Raw genomic sequence first — 14848 nt, forward strand, 5'->3', positions numbered from 1 at the left:
CTGGTCATGAGTTCGGATCCGGTCCGCCGAGGCGGCGGACGCGCCGAGACTCCGCTGAGCGCCGCGATCGCGGCGGCCCGATGGATCAGGTCCTCGGCCGTCGACGACCAGGACGGCAGGCACTGGAAGGCCAACCCCGACCTGGGTGGCCGCTCGGCGGGTACCCCTGAACCGGCTTCCCTGTACGCGGGGGCCGCCGGCATCGTGCTGTTCTTCCTCGAACTCGCCGAGGCGACCGGCCACGAGGCGTACCTGGAGGACGCGCGGGCCGGTGCGCGTCACCTCGCCGCGACCTGGCGCCGTCAGACGGACCTGTCGCTGTACCACGGCCTGACCGGCACGGTGGTCGCGCTCACCCGCGCGGGGTGGGCACTCGGCGACACCGCTCTCGAGGACGCGGCCGTGGCCGCCGCGGACCACATCGTGCGCCGGGTCCGGATCTTCGACGACGGCGTGGGCTGGTCCAAGGACCCCGCGCAGCGCGGCGACGGCGGTGTCATCCTCGGGCTGCTGCACGCCGGAGCGGTGCTCGGCGTGCCGGCGTACGAGGAGGTCGCCGTCGAGGCCGGCCGGCGGGTCGCGGAGTCGGTCGTGCCGGGCCACCTGTTCGGCGACGCCGCCGACCTGCCGGTGGACGCGGTGACGCCGGGCTTTTTGTCCGGTACGGCGGGTACGGCGTTCCTGATGGCCCGGCTGTACGGCGTCACCGGGGACGAGCGGTTCCTCGCCGCCGCGCGGCGCGGCGCCGGGTTCGTGCGTCAGGTGAGCACGGTGCGCGGCCGGTGCGCGGTCGTGCCGCATCACGTGCCGCAGGGTCGTGACCTGCACTACCTCGGCTTCTGCTCCGGCTCGGCCGGCGTGGCGCGCATGTTCCACGAGCTGCACCAGGTGGCGGGTGACCCCGGTGACGAGGAATGGGTCGAGCTGCTCGCGCACGGCGTCATGACCAGCGGTGTGCCGTGGGTGCGCACGGCCGGGTTCTGGGACGTCGCGTGCCAGTGCTGCGGTGTGGCCGGGTTACTCGAGTTCTTCGTCGGACTGTGGTCGGCGACCGGCCGTCAGGCCTACCTGGCGTTCGCGCGCACGCTCGGCGAGCACCTCGTGGGCTCGGGGACCGACCCCGACGGCCGCGGGCTGCGCTGGCGGCAGGCGTACCGGCGGGTCAGGCCGTCGGAGATCTCCGCCGACACGGGGTACATGGTGGGTGCGGCCGGCATCGGAGCTTCGCTGCTCCACCTGCACGCGGCGCTCCAGGGGGACCCGTCGCGGTCGATCATCCTGCTGCCGGACAACCCGTTCCCGGTCATCCCGGTTCCCGCGGTCATGGCGAGGCGCGCGGGCCCCTGAGAAGCACATGCGCGAGGCACATCCTTGTGCCAAATTCATGTATATCAGGTAGGAAATATTGACTTATGGAGTGCGGAGCCGTAGCGTGAAGGACATGAGCCAGGGCCAATACCTGACCCGGCGCCCGTACGTGGACTTCGGGCGCGTCGTCGCCTCCCAGTGTCGTTGATCATCCGATCCGTCCTTCTCTCGCCCGGGGCCGGTGTGCGCGGCCGTAGCCGCCTCGCCCCGTCTCTCCCCCGCGTGGCCGACGACGCTCACGCCCCTTCCATGTGCTTTCGCATGTCCTCGCGCGCCACCAGAGCCGCGCGAGCATGCCGTTCTCCGTGAGGACGAGAATCCCGTGATCAGAATCAGGCAACTGCTGCTGTCCGCCGTGCTCGCCGGAGCGCTCGCGATCGCGCTCACCGGCTGCGGCGGCCAGGGGGCCGCGGCGACCGGCGGCGCCGGCGTCACCGAACTCCGTTACCAGGGCAGCGTCGGTCAAGTCACCTTCGCCGAGCTCGCCGCCGACCTCGGTTACCTCTCCGGTGTCAAGCTCAAGTGGATCGGCAACACCATCTCAGGGCCCCAGGACATCCAGTCCGTCGCCACCGGCCAGATCGACTTCGGCGGCGCGTTCAACGGAGCGATCATCAAGCTCAGAGCCGCGAAGGCGCCGATCAAGGGGGTGATCGGCTACTACGGCTCCGACAAGGAGAGCTTCAGCGGCTACTACGTCAAAGAGGACAGCCCGATCAGGACGGCGCGCGACCTGATCGGCAAGAAGATCGGCGTCAACACCCTCGGCGCGCACCACGAGGCCGTGATCAAGGAGTACCTCAAGCGCAACGGCCTGACCCCCGCGGAGATCAAGCAGGTCGAGCTGGTCGTCGTCCCGCCGGTCAACACCGAGCAGGCCGTGCGGCAGGGGACGCTGGAGGTCGGCACGCTCGGCGGCGTGCTCAAGGACAAGGCGCTGGAACGCGGCGGGCTGCGGCCGCTGTTCACCGACGTCGAGCTGTTCGGGCCGTTCACCGCGGGTGCCGTCGTGTTCCGTGAGGACTTCATCGCGCGCCACCCCGAGACGGTGAAGAAGTTCGTCGCGGGATTCGCCAAGGCCATCGACTGGGCCCAGACCCATCCCCGCGACGAAGTGATCGCCAAGTTCGAGCAGATCATCGCCGAGCGCGGACGCAACGAGGACGCGGGTGCGGTGAAGTTCTGGAAGAGCACCGGCATCGCCGGGAAGGGCGGGGTGATCGCCGACAGCGAGTTCACGACCTGGATCGACTGGCTGGAGCGTGAAGGCGAGATCCGTCCCGGTCAGATCAAGCTCGGCGACCTGTACACCAACGAGTTCAACCCCTACGCGAACGGGAGCGTCTCATGACCGCCACCCTCGACCAGGCCTTCTCCTTGGAACCGGCCACGGCGCTACCGAAGATCAGCATCAGGGACGTGCGCAAGGAGTTCCCCGTGCGGGACGGCGGCCGGCCGTTCGCCGCGCTGACCGGCATCTCGCTCGACGTGCGCGCCGGGGAGTTCCTCACGCTGGTCGGGCCGAGCGGGTGCGGCAAGTCCACGCTGCTCGACCTGGTGGCGGGCCTGACCACGCCGACGTCAGGGGAGATCCTGCTGGACGGCGTGCCGATCGGCGGGCCGGGGCTGGACCGCGGCATCGTGTTCCAGCAATACGCGCTGTTCCCCTGGCGCACCGCGCTGGCCAACATCGAGTTCGGCCTGGAGTCCAAGCGGGTGCCGCGACGCGAACGCGCCGAGCTGGCACGGCACTACCTGGAACTGGTCGGGCTGACCGGTTTCGGCGAGCGCTACCCACACGAGCTGTCCGGCGGCATGCGGCAGCGGGTCGCCATCGCGCGCAGCCTGGCGTTCGACCCGCAGGTTCTGCTGATGGACGAGCCGTTCGCCGCGCTCGACGCGCAGACCCGTGAGTCGCTCCAGGAGGAGCTGCTGCACATCTGGGACAAGACCGGCAAGACCATCGTCTTCATCACGCACGGCATCGACGAGGCGGTCTACCTCGGTCAGCGGGTGGCGGTGATGACCGCGCGGCCCGGCCGCATCAAGGAGATCTTCCACGTCGACTTCGACTCCCGCGACGGCGACCTGCGCGCCAACCCCGCCTTCGGCGAGTACCGCCACCACGTGTGGACGCTATTGCGCGAGGACGAGACCCCGCGTGAGGCCCGCCGTGGCTGACACGCGCACCGCACCGGAGACCGCCGGCGGCACGAGTGTGGCCCTCGCCGAGGGGACCCCTGAGGAGAAGCAGGAGGAGTACCCCGGCGACGTCCACTGGTACGACCTCCCCGACGACGACGCCGCGCCTGAGGAGGACGAGCGGCGACGGGCCTCGTGGCGGCGGTTGTGGAGCGCGGTGAGCCGCGGCGGCTCACGCGCGGCGCGCAACTCGTTCGCCGTCGTGCTGCTGCTCGCGGTCTGGGAGACCCTGCCCCGGATCGGCGTGGTGGACCGGGTCTTCGTGCCGCCGTTCTCCGAGGACCTCGTCGCGTGGTACGACCTGCTGCTCAGCGGACAGCTCGGTGAGCACTTCCAGGCCTCGGTGATCAGGTCGCTGTCGGGCTTCGGGCTGGCCATCGCGCTCGCCGTCCCGCTGGGGCTCGTCATCGGCTGGTACAAACCGGTGGCCGACCTGCTCACACCGCTGCTGGAACTGTTCCGCAACACCTCGCCGATCGCACTGCTGCCGGTGTTCATCCTGATCCTCGGCCTGGGGGAGCCCTCCAAGATCACCTTCGTGCTGTACGCCTGCGCGTGGCCGATCCTGCTCAACACCGTCAGCGGCGTGAAGACCGTGGAGCCGATGCTGATCAAGTCGGCCAGGTCCATGGGGCTCGGCCCCGTCACGCTCTTCCGCAAGGTGATCCTGCCGGCGGCCGTGCCGACCATCTTCACCGGCATCCGGCTGGCCGGAGCGTACTCGATCCTCGTGCTGCTCATCGCGGAGATGGTCGGCGCCAAGGCCGGCCTCGGCTACCTCATCAACGACGCGCAGGCCAGTTTCCGCATCCCCGACATGTACGCCGGGATCATCACGATCTCCGTGGTCGGACTCTCGTTCAACCTGCTGCTGCTCCTCGTCGAGCGCCGTTTCTCCACCTGGAGGACCACCTGATGTCCCGCCGTCAGCTGCACCTGAACGCCTTCCTCATGGGAGTGGGTCACCACGAGGCCGCGTGGCGCCACCCCCGCACCGACCCGGCCCTGATCACCGATGTGCGGCACTACCAGCGGCTCGCCGAGATCGCCGAACGCGGCACGCTGGACTCGGTGTTCCTCGCCGACGGACTCGCCCTGCAGGGAGACGTCCGGCACAACGCGCTCGGCACGCTCGAACCGCTCACGCTGCTGTCGGCGCTCGCGGCGGTCACCGAGCACGTCGGCCTGATCGCCACCGTGTCCACGACGTACAACGAGCCGTTCCACGTGGCGCGCAAGTTCGCCTCGCTCGACCACATCAGCGGCGGCCGCGCCGGCTGGAACATCGTCACCTCCGCCGGCGAGGCCGAGGCCCACAACTTCGGCATCGAACGGCCCGCGCACGCCGCGCGGTACCGGCGGGCCACCGAGTTCCTCGACGTGGTCACCAAGCTGTGGGACAGCTGGGAGGACGACGCCGTCCTGCGTGACCGCCGCGCCGGCAGGTACGCCGACTCGGCGAAGATCCACCCGATCCGGCACGCCGGGGACCACTTCGGTGTCGCCGGGCCGCTCAACATCGCACGATCCCCGCAGGGCCACCCGCTGCTCGTGCAGGCCGGCTCGTCGCGGGACGGCATCGAGTTCGCCGCGCGGCACGCCGAGGCGGTGTTCACCGCGCAGCAGACCCTGGCGGACGGCCAGGCGTTCTACGCGGACCTCAAGGGACGCCTCGCCGGGTACGGCAGGCGGCCCGAGCAGGTCCTCGTGCTGCCGGGGATCTCGCCGATCATCGGCTCGACCGAGCGCGAGGCGCTGCGGCTTTCGAAGGAGCTGGAGGACCTCATCATCCCGGCCTACGGCCTGGCCCAGCTCTCGCAGATGACCGGCATCCACCTCGGCGAGGACGACCTCGACCGGCCGCTGCCCGACGTCGGCGTGGAGACCGAAGGCGCGCAGAGCCGCCGCAGGCTCGTCGTCGAGCTGGCCCGCAGGGAGAACCTCACCGTGCGGCAGCTGCTCGGCCGCCTCGCCGGTGGCCGGGGACACCGCGTGGTGGCGGGGACACCTGAGCAGATCGCCGACCAGATCCAGCTGTGGTTCGAGAACGGCGCCGCGGACGGCTTCAACATCATGCCGCCGGTGCTCCCCGACGGCTTGTCGATCTTCGTGGACCATGTGGTGCCGGAGCTCCGGTCCCGCGGCCTGTTCCGCACCGAGTACACCGGCCGTACCTTGCGGGAGAACTACGGCCTCGGACGTCCGCCGTCCCGCTTCGCCGGCGCGGACGGCGCCGGACAAAGAGACCTGGTGGTGGCGTCGTGAGCGGCCTCGTCGCACTGATCGGCAACCCGAGGGCCGGGTCGAGGACCCGCACGGTGGCGTTGCGCGCCGCGGAGGTGGTCGGCGGACGCGCCGGCCTCACCGAGCCTCTGGAGGTCGTGGACCTCGCCGCGCTCGGCCCGCACCTGCTGTCCCCCACGCCGTCACCCGGCGTGGAGGTGGCGCTCGAACTGGTGGCAGGCGCGCGGGTGCTGCTCGTCGCGAGCCCCACCTACAAGGCCACCTACACCGGGCTGCTCAAGGCGTTCCTCGACCGGCTGCCGCCGCGTGCGCTGCGCGGCACCGTCGCGCTGCCGCTGCTCGTCATGGGTGACCCCCGCCACGCACTGGCCGTCGACGTGCACCTGCGGCCGCTGCTGCTCGAACTCGGCGCCACCGTGCCGACCCCCGGCCTCCCGCTGATCGAGGCGCAGATCCCCGACCTGGACGCGGTGCTCGCCGAGTGGGCCGACCAGGTGGCCCCCCAGGTGGCCGCCTCGGTGCTGCGGCAGGGGGCGGGGACGTGACGGAGATCCTGCCGGGCCCCGCCGTCGACCCGGCGCGGTTCCGCCGGGTGCTGTCCGCGCACGCCGCGGGGGTCGTCGTCATCACCGGCCAGACCGAAGGCATCCCGGCCGGCCTGACCGCCACGTCGTTCTCGTCGGTCAGCCTTGAGCCGCCGCTGGTGTGCTTCTACGTCGACCAGAACTCGACCACCTGGCCGAAGCTCAAGGACGCCGACCAGTTCGCGGTGAACATCCTGGCCGGGAACCAGGCCGAACTGGCCGCGCGGTTCGCACGGCCCGGCATCGACCGGTTCGCCGAGCCGACCCGCTGGCGGCCAGGTCCGCTCGGCACGCCGCTGCTCCGCGACACCGCGGGCCACCTGTTGTGCACGCCGTACACCAGCCTCGACATCGGCGACCACATCCTCGTCATCGGCCTCGTCACCGACGCGCTGGTGCACGAGCCCGACCAGCCGCTGCTGTACCACCGGGGACGTTTCGGGAGGTTCATGCCGCACAACTGACGTGCGCTACACGTGTGTATAGTGTGCTGTACACGCGAGTAGGAACCTGTACAGATGTGGAGCGAGCATGGTGGCAGGCCCGTCCCCGGCGGCCGAGGATCTGACGGCCCGAGCCCGGATACGTGACGCGGCTCTCCAGCTGTTCGCCGAGCGTGGCATCGGTAAGGCCCCCATCCGGGACATCGCCGCCGAGGCGGGGGTGTCCCCGGGGCTGGTCCGCCACCATTTCGGCTCCAAGGAGGCGCTGCGCGACGCGTGCGACGCCTACGCCATGGACCGGCTGGACGAGATCCGCGCGGAGCTCTTCCAGGCAGGCCACGTCAACTCCGGTTTCCTGATCGAGGTCCATCCGTCGGTGCTGCGCCTGCAGCGCTACCTCGTACGGTCCATGATGGACGGCTCCGACCGGGCCACGGCGATGTTCGACCGCAACCTCAGGCTCGGCGAGGAGTGGCTGGCCGAGCAGGGCATCGCCGTGTCCGACCCACGGGCCTACGTGGCCGTGATGCTCGTCATGCAAATGGGGCTCTACACCATGCACGAGCAGCTCTCCCGCGTACTCGGCGCCGATGTGCAGGAGACCGAGGGATACGTCCGCATGACACGGGGGCTGGTGGATTTCTACTCGCACGCTCTGCTCAGCCCGGAGGTCGCGGCGGAGCTGCACGCCACGCTGGAGCGGCTCCAGCGCGGTTCCCCCACAGGCGGCGCGCGGCACACCGCGCACCCGAAGGAGTACGACGATGACCGAGGCGATCCACGCTGAGGGCTTGGTCAAGACATTCGGCCGCACCCGCGCGCTCGACGGGCTGGACCTGTCGGTGCGCACCGGAGAGGCCCATGGTTTCCTCGGACCGAACGGCGCCGGGAAGACCACCACGATCCGTGTCCTGCTCGGCCTGATCCGGCCGGACGCCGGGACCGTACGGCTGCTCGGCGGCGACCCCTGGGCCGACGCCACCGCGCTCCACCGCAGGCTCGCCTACGTACCCGGCGACGTGACCCTGTGGCCGGGCCTGTCCGGCGGCGAGATCATCGACCTGCTCGGCCGGCTGCGCGGGGGGCTGAACAAGCGGCGGCGCGACGAGCTGCTCGGCCGGTTCGACCTGGACCCCTGCAAGAAGGGCCGCGCCTACTCCAAAGGCAACAGGCAGAAGGTCGCACTGGTCGCCGCGCTGTCGTCCGACGTGGAGCTGCTTCTGCTCGACGAGCCGACCTCCGGCCTCGACCCGCTGATGGAGGAGGTGTTCCGCGAGGTCGTGCGCGAGGAGCTGCGCCGGGGTGATCGCACGGTGCTGTTGTCGAGCCACATCCTGTCCGAGGTCGAGGCCCTGTGCCACCGGGTCACCATCGTGCGCGAGGGCCGGGCCGTCGAGAGCGGCACCCTGGACGGCCTGCGTCACCTCACCCGCACCTCCATCGACGCCGAACTGTCCACCCCGGTCCCCGGCCTCGCCGATCTGGACGGCGTGCACGGCCTGCGCGCCGACGGCGGCCACGTGCGGTTCGAGGTGGACCCCGGCGCGCTGGACCCGGCCCTGCGGCAACTCGCCGCCGCCGGAGTGCGCAGCCTCGTGAGCAGGCCGCCGACCCTGGAGGAGCTGTTCCTGCGCCACTACGAGCGCGACGGCGCGACGAGCGCGGCGGAGACGGTCCGATGAACGCCTTGGCGGGGACCGGGAAGCTGGCACGCCTCATCCTGCGGCGCGACCGCGTCCTCATGCCGCTGTGGGTGATCGTCCTCGGGGTCGTGCCGGTCTCGTACGTCGTGTCGATCAACGAGTTGTTCCCGACGGCCGAGGGACGCCAGGGATACGCCGACGCCAGCACGGGGAACGCCGGCTTCATCGCGCTGTACGGGCCGTTGACCGGGTCGAGCGTCGGCGAGCTGGTCGCGTGGCGCGCCGGGTTCATCCCGGTCGTCATCGGCCTGTTCAGCCTCCTCACCGTCATCCGGCACACCAGGACCGAGGAGGAGACCGGCCGCCGCGAACTGCTCGGCGCCACGGTGACCGGACGGCACGCGGGCCTCGCCGCCGCGGTGCTCACGACCGGAGCCGCCGGCGCCGTGCTCGGCGTGATCCTGGCGCTCGGCATGCTCGGACAGGGACTTCCCGCCACCGGCTCCTGGCTGTTCGGCCTGCAGTTCGCGGTGTGCGGCTGGGTGTTCACCGCGGTCGGCGCCGTGGCCGCGCAGCTCACCGAGAGCGCCGGCGGCGCCAGGACCTTCGCCGTCGTCACCCTCGGCGTGGTGTACGTCCTCCGGCTCACCGGCGACGTCAGCGCTCTTTCCGGCGGACCGCTGTCGTGGCTGACCTGGCTGTCGCCGATCGGCTGGGGCCAGAAGATCGCGCCGTACAGCGGTGACGACCCGGCGCCGGCCGTGCTCGCGGTGGCCGTCGCCGTGGCGCTCGTCGTGGCGGCCGTCGTCCTCGCCGCGCGCCGCGACGTCGGCGCCGGCCTGCTGCCGCCGCGGCTCGGTCCCGCGTACGCCGGGCCCGGCCTGCGCTCACCGCTGGCGCTCGCCTGGCGGCTGCACCGCGGCCTGCTCGCGGGGTGGCTCGCGACGTTCGCCGTGGTGGGCCTGCTGCTCGGCGGCGTCGCCGACAGCGTCGGCGACCTGGTGGCGGCCAGCCGGGAGATGTCCGACATCGTCGCGCGGCTCGGCGGCGTGAGCGGCCTGGTCGACGGCTACATCTCCGCCATGATGAACCTGTTCGGCCTGATCGCCGCGGCGTACGGCGTCCAGGCCACCTTGCGGCTGCGTACCGAGGAGAGCGAGGGCCGCGCCGAGCCGGTGCTCGGCACCGCGAGCGGCCGGCTGCGCTGGGCCGGCAGCCACCTGGTGTTCGCCGCGGTCGGCCCCGCCGCCGCGCTCGTCACCTCGGGACTGGCGCTCGGGCTGGGCTTCGGCATGAGCGCCGGCGACGTCGGCGGCCAGGTCGCACGGGTGCTGCCTGGAGCGCTCGCGCAGCTGCCGGCCGTGTGGGTGCTGACCGCCGTGGCGGTCCTGCTGACCGGCCTGCTGCCACGCCTGGCCACTGTGAGCTGGGCCGCGCTCGCGCTGTGCCTGTTGATCAGCCTGGTCGGCGGCGCGATCGGCGTGGACCGCTGGGTGCTGGACATCTCACCGTTCACCCACGTGCCGCATCTGCCGGGTGGCGAGGTGACCGCGACCCCACTCGTGACGCTGACGGCCGTCGCGGCCCTGCTCGCCGTCGCGGGCCTGGCGGCGCTACGGCGCCGCGACATGCCTGTCCTGTGAGGAGGGTCCGGCTACGAGCGTGCGCGGACGATCTCCCTGAGGTCCTGGTGGTTGAGGTAGAAGACGATGCGCAGGGTGCCGTCCGGTGCGCGGTGCAGGATGTAGGCGGAGGAGAGGTCCAGTGGCTCGCCGCCTGGGGTCGCCGGGGTGCCCTGCCAGCGGGTGTCGACGAGGATGTAGTGGTCGTCGAGTCTGGTCTCGGTGAGGGAGGTGAGGTGGATGGAGCCGACGCCTATGGAGGCGAAGAGTTTCTCGCGTGCGGGGAGTGCGGCGAGGAAGGCGGACCTGGGTACGGGCTGGGTGCCGGATGGGTCGGCGCTGAGGAAGGTGTCGGCGAACTGGGTGGAGATGGCGGTGGTGTCCAGGGTGTCGCCGGCGCGGGAGAACTCCTCGAAGAAGGTGCGGACCTCTTCGCTGACCTGGTCGGACATCGGGGCTCCTCGTGGGGGGTCACAGGTTGTCGGCTAGGCGTTCGAGCAGGGGGATGGCGGCCAGCACGTTTCGGCGTTCGGCGTCGTCGAAGGTCGCCAGGGTGCGAATGAGCTCGGCCATGACGGCCTGTTCGCGGGTTTCGAGCAGCGTGCGGCCGGCTTCGGTCAAGGTGACGATCACGCGGCGGCGGTCGCCGGTGTCGGGGGTGCGGTCGACCAGCGCGCGGCGTTCCAGTGCGGTGAGCACGGGTGCGATGGCCTGCGCGGTGACGCGTTCTCCCGCGGCCAGGGTGCCGGGGGTCGTCGGGCCTTCGCGGTACAGGCGGGACAGGACGGCGAGTTCGGTGAACGTCGTGCCGCCGGCGCTCGCGGGGGTGGCGTAGAGCTGCCGCATGCGGCGCGCGACGCGGCCGACGGCGACGCGCAGGTCACGAGCGAGAAGGGTGGTGTCGTCCACAATGTTTAAGCTAGCTTGATTAAGATAGCTTAAGCAAGTGTTCTGTGGCCTGGACATCGGATTCTTTCCGGGACGTCGCCGCACCCCACCCGACCGGTGAAATCCCTGGTCACGACCGGCGGAGCAGCGACAGGACGGCGCGTTCCACATCGCCGTGGGTCGCCAGCCGGCCGTCGGAGGCCTGCGAGCCCAGTTCGGTGAGCGCGCGGTCGATCGTGCAGCCCTTCTCGTAGGCCTCGACGACACGGGGGTCCACATAGGAGGCCCTGGCCACCGCCGGGGTGTTGCCGAGGTAGTCGGCGACCTCGCGCATCACTCGCGCCACCGCCTTGGCGCGGGCCCGTGCGGACCGCGCGCGCACCGAGACGGCGAGGCCGACGGCGGCGAGCACGGTGGCGTGCCAGGTGCGGAAGTCCTTGGCCGTGGCCTCGAACTCCATCGTCTCCCGCAGGTACTCGTTGATGTCCTCGCTGCGCACGTCCACCCACCGGCCGTCGGCCTTGTAGCGCAGCAGCTCCCCGCGGTCGTCGTCATCTCCGCGCCGCAACGCGGTGACGACCTTGCACACCTCGGGATCGCTGATCCGCACCTCGCGCGGCTTGTTGCCTTTGGCGGGGTAGGAGCACGTCACCCGGCCGGCCGAGCAGGTGACGTGCTCTCTGCGCAGCGTGGCCAGCCCGAACGAGTCGTAGGACTCCCCGCCGACGCGGAAGAACCCGCTGTCGAGCATGCGGGCCGCCGTCGCGAGCACCCGTTCCCTGGTCAGGCCGCGCTGCGTCAGATGGCCGGCCACCCGGTCGCGGAACTTCGGCAGCCGCTCCGCCATCTCGGCCACCCGGTCGAACTTGATCTTGTCCTGCTCGGCCCGCCACACGTCGTGGTACCGGTACTGCCGCCGGCCCGCCGCGTCGGTCCCCACCGCCTGGATGTGGCCGTCCGGCCACCGGCAGATCCACACCTCCGACCACGCGGGTGGTAGAACCAGCGCCTTGATCCTCGCCAGCGTGGCGCGGTCGCGCACCGGTCGTCCGTCGGCGTAGAAGTAGCGGAACCCGCGGCCTTTGCGCCGCCGGATGATTCCCGGTTCGGCGGGATCGCTTTGCCGAAGCTCGTCCACTCGCCTCCCCTACCCGGGAAACAACCGATCATTTCGGTAAAGGCGCATTTCATGCCGGGTACGCGTGCGTCTCCGCCGCCTTCACCGCGGCCCAGATCGACTGTCCCGGCGCCAGGTCGAGGTCGGCGAGCGCGGCGGGTGTGATGTCGGCGAACGCGGTGACCGGGCCGCCGAGGTGCACACGCACGTTGTCGCCGTGCCGTTCGATGCCATCGATGCGGGCCTGCCACAGGTTGCGGGGACTGCCGTCCGGCCGCGTGCGGTACAGGGCCACCGCGGCGGGGGAGAAGGCGACGAACGCGGGCCCGCCGAGGTGCTCCGACGCGCTCAGCGTCAGCTCACCCACCGTGACGCTTCCGCCGTCCGCCGTCCCCCGGTACAGGTTGAGGCCGACCAGGCGTGCGACGTAGTCGGTACGGGGCCGGCGCGCGACCTCCTGCGGGGTGCCGCGCTGCACGACGGCGCCGTCCTCGATCACCACCAGGCGGTCCGCCAGCACCATGGCGTCCAGCGGGTCGTGCGTGACCAGCACCGTCGCGCCGTCGAACCCGGCGAGGCGCCGCCGCAGCCCGGCCCGGATCTCCAGCCTGGTGTGCGCGTCCAGCGCCGCGAGCGGCTCGTCCAGCAGCAGCAGCCGGGGCCGTACGGCGAGCGCGCGGGCCAGCGCCACCCGCTGCGCCTGCCCCCCGGACAACCGGCCCGGCCGCACGGCGGCGTACCCGGCCAGCCCGACCCGGTCGAGCAGCTCCGCCGCGACCCGCCGGGCCTCGGCGCGGCCCGCTCCCTGGCAGCGCGGGCCGAAGGCGACGTTGTCCAAGGCGGACAGGTGCGGGAACAGCAGGTAGTCCTGGAAGACCATGCCGATCGGCCGCCGGTCGGCCGGCAGGGTGTGCAGCGCCTCGCCGCCGAGGCTGATCTCGCCGCCTGCGGACAGCGCGGTCAGCCCGGCCAGCGCGCGCAGCGCCGTGGTCTTGCCGGCGCCGTTCGGGCCGAGCAACGCGACGACCTCCCCGGCGGCGGCGTCCAGGGTGACGTCCAGCCGGAAGGCGGGCCGCTCGACGACCAGGCGCGCGGTCAGCAGCGGGCTCACGGGCCGCTCACCCACCGGTCACGCAGGCTGGCGAGCACGGCCACCGAGACCGCGAGCAGCACGAGGCTGAGCACGATCGCCGCCTCCGGTTCGGTCTCCAGCGCCAGGTACACCGCGAGCGGCATGGTGCGGGTCGTGCCGGGGAAGTTGCCGGCGAAGGTGATGGTCGCGCCGAACTCCCCAAGCGCACGGGCCCAGCACAGCACCGCACCGGCCACGACGCCGGGAGCGATCAGCGGCAGGGTGACCCGCACGAAGGCCGTCCAGCGCGACGCGCCGAGCGTGGCGGCCGCCTCCTCGAACCGCTGGTCGGCCGCGCGCAGCGCACCCTCCACACTGATCACGAGGAACGGCATCGCGACGAACGCCTCGGCCACCACGACCCCCGCCGTCGTGAACGGCAGCGTCACGCCGAACGCCGACTCGAGCCACTGCCCCGCGAGCCCTCGCCGGCCGAGCACCAGCAGCAGCGCCACACCGCCGACCACCGGAGGCAGCACGAGCGGCACGGTGACGAGGGCCCGCACCACCCGCCGTCCGGGGAACTCCATCCGCGCGAGCAGCCACGCCAGCGGCACCCCGAGCAGCAGGCACACAGCCGTCGCGATGGTCGCCGTCACCAGCGACAGCCGCAACGCCTCAAGCACCTGCGGCTCGGCGAGACGCCGCGGCAACGTGGACCACGGCGCACGCACCAGCAACCCCGCGAGCGGCAGCACGAGGAACGCCAGCCCGAGCACCGCCGGCACCACCAGGCCCCACGGCGGACGGCCGGTGGCCGCGCCGGGCCCGGTGTGCCGAGCGGGTGGCGCCGAGGTCATCAGGCCGTGTCGAACCCTGCCTTGGCGAGCACGTCCTTGCCCTGCCGCGACACCACAAGGTCGACGAACCGTCGGGCCAGGTCACCCGCCGGGGCCTTGCTCAGCGTCGCGATGGGATAGTCGTTGATCGCCTTGTCGGCCTCGGGGAACTCGATACCCTTCACCTTGCCTCCCGAGGCGATCACATCGGTCCGGTAGACCAGCGCCGCGTCCACCTCGCCGAGCTCGACCTTGGTGAGCGTGGCCTTGACGTCCTGTTCCAGCGTGACCGGCGTGACCGTGAGGCCCGCCGCCGCCAGCGCCTTGACCGCCGCGGCCCCGCACGGCACCTGCTCGGCGCACAACGCGACCTTGACCTTGGGGTCGGCGAGATCCCGCAGGTCGTCCACCTTGGCCGGGTTGCCGGCCGGCACGGCGATCTGGAGCTTGTTGCGCACGAACGTCACCGGTGTGCCGGCGAGCCCCGCGTCGGTGACGGTCTTCATGGTGGCCGGGCTGGCGGCGGCGAACACGTCGGCCGGCGCGCCTTGTGTGATCTGCTGCGCCAGCGTGGCGCTCGACCCGAAGTTGAACTTCACCGTGGTCCCTGCATCAGCCGCCTCGAAGATCTTGCCGAGCTCGGTGAACGTGCCGGTGAGCGACGCCGCGGCGAAGACGGTCACCTCCGTGGCGGCGGCCCCGGAGGAGGCAGGCGCGGATCCCTGATGCGCCGCCGGCTGCGGCGATCCGCACCCGGCGATCCCCAGCACGAGCACCAGGCCGGCGGCCCACCGCGGAAGTCGTCCGAACAGCATGAGGACTCCTG

Annotated in this window: 16 protein-coding genes; 10 read left to right on the forward strand and 6 right to left on the reverse strand. The window is 71.7% G+C overall.

Translation table 11 applies throughout. The features are described from left to right. Nucleotides 1-6 precede the first annotated feature (6 nt). The 10 genes from BJ992_RS00945 (at nucleotide 7) to BJ992_RS00990 (ending at nucleotide 10127) form a co-directional block, all read left to right on the forward strand. Nucleotides 7-1347: a lanthionine synthetase LanC family protein gene (locus tag BJ992_RS00945; RefSeq protein ID WP_184978074.1), complete on the forward strand. Its 1341-nt coding sequence runs from the start codon at nucleotides 7-9 to the stop codon at nucleotides 1345-1347. A gap of 343 nt (nucleotides 1348-1690) precedes the next feature. Continuing rightward, the gene (locus BJ992_RS00950; RefSeq protein ID WP_184978075.1) at nucleotides 1691-2719 is read left to right on the forward strand and encodes an ABC transporter substrate-binding protein; all 1029 of its coding nucleotides are present in this window, start codon (nucleotides 1691-1693) and stop codon (nucleotides 2717-2719) included. Beyond that, nucleotides 2716-3549 (forward strand): ABC transporter ATP-binding protein, encoded by an 834-nt coding sequence (locus tag BJ992_RS00955; protein WP_184978076.1) that lies wholly within the window; start codon nucleotides 2716-2718, stop codon nucleotides 3547-3549. The genes BJ992_RS00950 and BJ992_RS00955 overlap by 4 nt, the downstream gene beginning before the upstream one ends. Then, on the forward strand, nucleotides 3542-4486 hold the full coding sequence (locus BJ992_RS00960) for an ABC transporter permease (protein ID WP_343072438.1): 945 nt from the start codon (nucleotides 3542-3544) through the stop codon (nucleotides 4484-4486). The genes BJ992_RS00955 and BJ992_RS00960 overlap by 8 nt, the downstream gene beginning before the upstream one ends. Then, nucleotides 4486-5835 (forward strand): LLM class flavin-dependent oxidoreductase, encoded by a 1350-nt coding sequence (locus BJ992_RS00965; protein ID WP_184978077.1) that lies wholly within the window; start codon nucleotides 4486-4488, stop codon nucleotides 5833-5835. The genes BJ992_RS00960 and BJ992_RS00965 overlap by 1 nt, the downstream gene beginning before the upstream one ends. Beyond that, entirely contained in the window at nucleotides 5832-6359 is a 528-nt protein-coding gene (locus BJ992_RS00970; RefSeq protein ID WP_184978078.1) for an NAD(P)H-dependent oxidoreductase, read from the forward strand. The genes BJ992_RS00965 and BJ992_RS00970 overlap by 4 nt, the downstream gene beginning before the upstream one ends. Further along, on the forward strand, nucleotides 6356-6862 hold the full coding sequence (locus tag BJ992_RS00975) for a flavin reductase (RefSeq protein ID WP_184978079.1): 507 nt from the start codon (nucleotides 6356-6358) through the stop codon (nucleotides 6860-6862). Before BJ992_RS00970 ends, BJ992_RS00975 begins: the two co-directional genes overlap by 4 nt. A gap of 67 nt (nucleotides 6863-6929) precedes the next feature. Then, nucleotides 6930-7628, forward strand: coding sequence for a TetR/AcrR family transcriptional regulator (locus tag BJ992_RS00980; RefSeq protein ID WP_184978080.1), 699 nt, complete (start codon nucleotides 6930-6932; stop codon nucleotides 7626-7628). After that, nucleotides 7606-8523 (forward strand): ABC transporter ATP-binding protein, encoded by a 918-nt coding sequence (locus BJ992_RS00985; RefSeq protein WP_184978081.1) that lies wholly within the window; start codon nucleotides 7606-7608, stop codon nucleotides 8521-8523. The genes BJ992_RS00980 and BJ992_RS00985 overlap by 23 nt, the downstream gene beginning before the upstream one ends. Then, a complete protein-coding gene (locus BJ992_RS00990) occupies nucleotides 8520-10127 on the forward strand; it encodes an ABC transporter permease (RefSeq protein ID WP_184978082.1) in 1608 nt (535 codons plus the stop codon). The genes BJ992_RS00985 and BJ992_RS00990 overlap by 4 nt, the downstream gene beginning before the upstream one ends. An 11-nt stretch (nucleotides 10128-10138) precedes the next feature. Here the strand turns inward: BJ992_RS00990 and BJ992_RS00995 are convergent, their stop codons facing one another. The 6 genes from BJ992_RS00995 to modA all read right to left on the reverse strand — a co-directional run bounded on the left by BJ992_RS00995 (nucleotide 10139) and on the right by modA (nucleotide 14837). Further along, nucleotides 10139-10558: a YybH family protein gene (locus tag BJ992_RS00995; RefSeq protein ID WP_184978083.1), complete on the reverse strand. Its 420-nt coding sequence runs from the start codon at nucleotides 10556-10558 to the stop codon at nucleotides 10139-10141. Nucleotides 10559-10577: 19 nt separating this feature from the next. Further along, the gene (locus BJ992_RS01000; protein WP_221474631.1) at nucleotides 10578-11015 is read right to left on the reverse strand and encodes a MarR family transcriptional regulator; all 438 of its coding nucleotides are present in this window, start codon (nucleotides 11013-11015) and stop codon (nucleotides 10578-10580) included. Nucleotides 11016-11124: 109 nt separating this feature from the next. Further along, entirely contained in the window at nucleotides 11125-12132 is a 1008-nt protein-coding gene (locus BJ992_RS01005; RefSeq protein WP_184978085.1) for a DNA topoisomerase IB, read from the reverse strand. A 49-nt stretch (nucleotides 12133-12181) separates the two neighbouring features. Then, on the reverse strand, nucleotides 12182-13222 hold the full coding sequence (locus BJ992_RS01010; RefSeq protein WP_425503634.1) for an ABC transporter ATP-binding protein: 1041 nt from the start codon (nucleotides 13220-13222) through the stop codon (nucleotides 12182-12184). Continuing rightward, on the reverse strand, nucleotides 13219-14043 hold the full coding sequence (modB, locus tag BJ992_RS01015) for a molybdate ABC transporter permease subunit (protein WP_184978086.1): 825 nt from the start codon (nucleotides 14041-14043) through the stop codon (nucleotides 13219-13221). Before modB ends, BJ992_RS01010 begins: the two co-directional genes overlap by 4 nt. Next, the gene (gene modA / locus BJ992_RS01020) at nucleotides 14043-14837 is read right to left on the reverse strand and encodes a molybdate ABC transporter substrate-binding protein (RefSeq protein ID WP_184978087.1); all 795 of its coding nucleotides are present in this window, start codon (nucleotides 14835-14837) and stop codon (nucleotides 14043-14045) included. Before modA ends, modB begins: the two co-directional genes overlap by 1 nt. Nucleotides 14838-14848: the final 11 nt, after the last annotated feature.

The sequence above is a fragment of the Sphaerisporangium rubeum genome, assembly GCF_014207705.1.
Classification (GTDB): domain Bacteria; phylum Actinomycetota; class Actinomycetes; order Streptosporangiales; family Streptosporangiaceae; genus Sphaerisporangium; species Sphaerisporangium rubeum.

Excerpts from the sequence above, each read along its gene's own strand:
- BJ992_RS00945 (WP_184978074.1), top strand. The coding sequence starts at position 7 with ATGAGTTCGGATCCGGTCCGCCGAGGCGGCGGACGCGCCGAGACTCCG.
- BJ992_RS00955 (WP_184978076.1), top strand. The coding sequence starts at position 2,716 with ATGACCGCCACCCTCGACCAGGCCTTCTCCTTGGAACCGGCCACGGCG.
- BJ992_RS00965 (WP_184978077.1), top strand. The coding sequence starts at position 4,486 with ATGTCCCGCCGTCAGCTGCACCTGAACGCCTTCCTCATGGGAGTGGGT.
- BJ992_RS00980 (WP_184978080.1), top strand. The coding sequence starts at position 6,930 with ATGGTGGCAGGCCCGTCCCCGGCGGCCGAGGATCTGACGGCCCGAGCC.
- BJ992_RS00985 (WP_184978081.1), top strand. The coding sequence starts at position 7,606 with ATGACCGAGGCGATCCACGCTGAGGGCTTGGTCAAGACATTCGGCCGC.
- BJ992_RS00990 (WP_184978082.1), top strand. The coding sequence starts at position 8,520 with ATGAACGCCTTGGCGGGGACCGGGAAGCTGGCACGCCTCATCCTGCGG.
- BJ992_RS00995 (WP_184978083.1), bottom strand. The coding sequence starts at position 10,558 with ATGTCCGACCAGGTCAGCGAAGAGGTCCGCACCTTCTTCGAGGAGTTC.
- modB (WP_184978086.1), bottom strand. The coding sequence starts at position 14,043 with ATGACCTCGGCGCCACCCGCTCGGCACACCGGGCCCGGCGCGGCCACC.
- modA (WP_184978087.1), bottom strand. The coding sequence starts at position 14,837 with ATGCTGTTCGGACGACTTCCGCGGTGGGCCGCCGGCCTGGTGCTCGTG.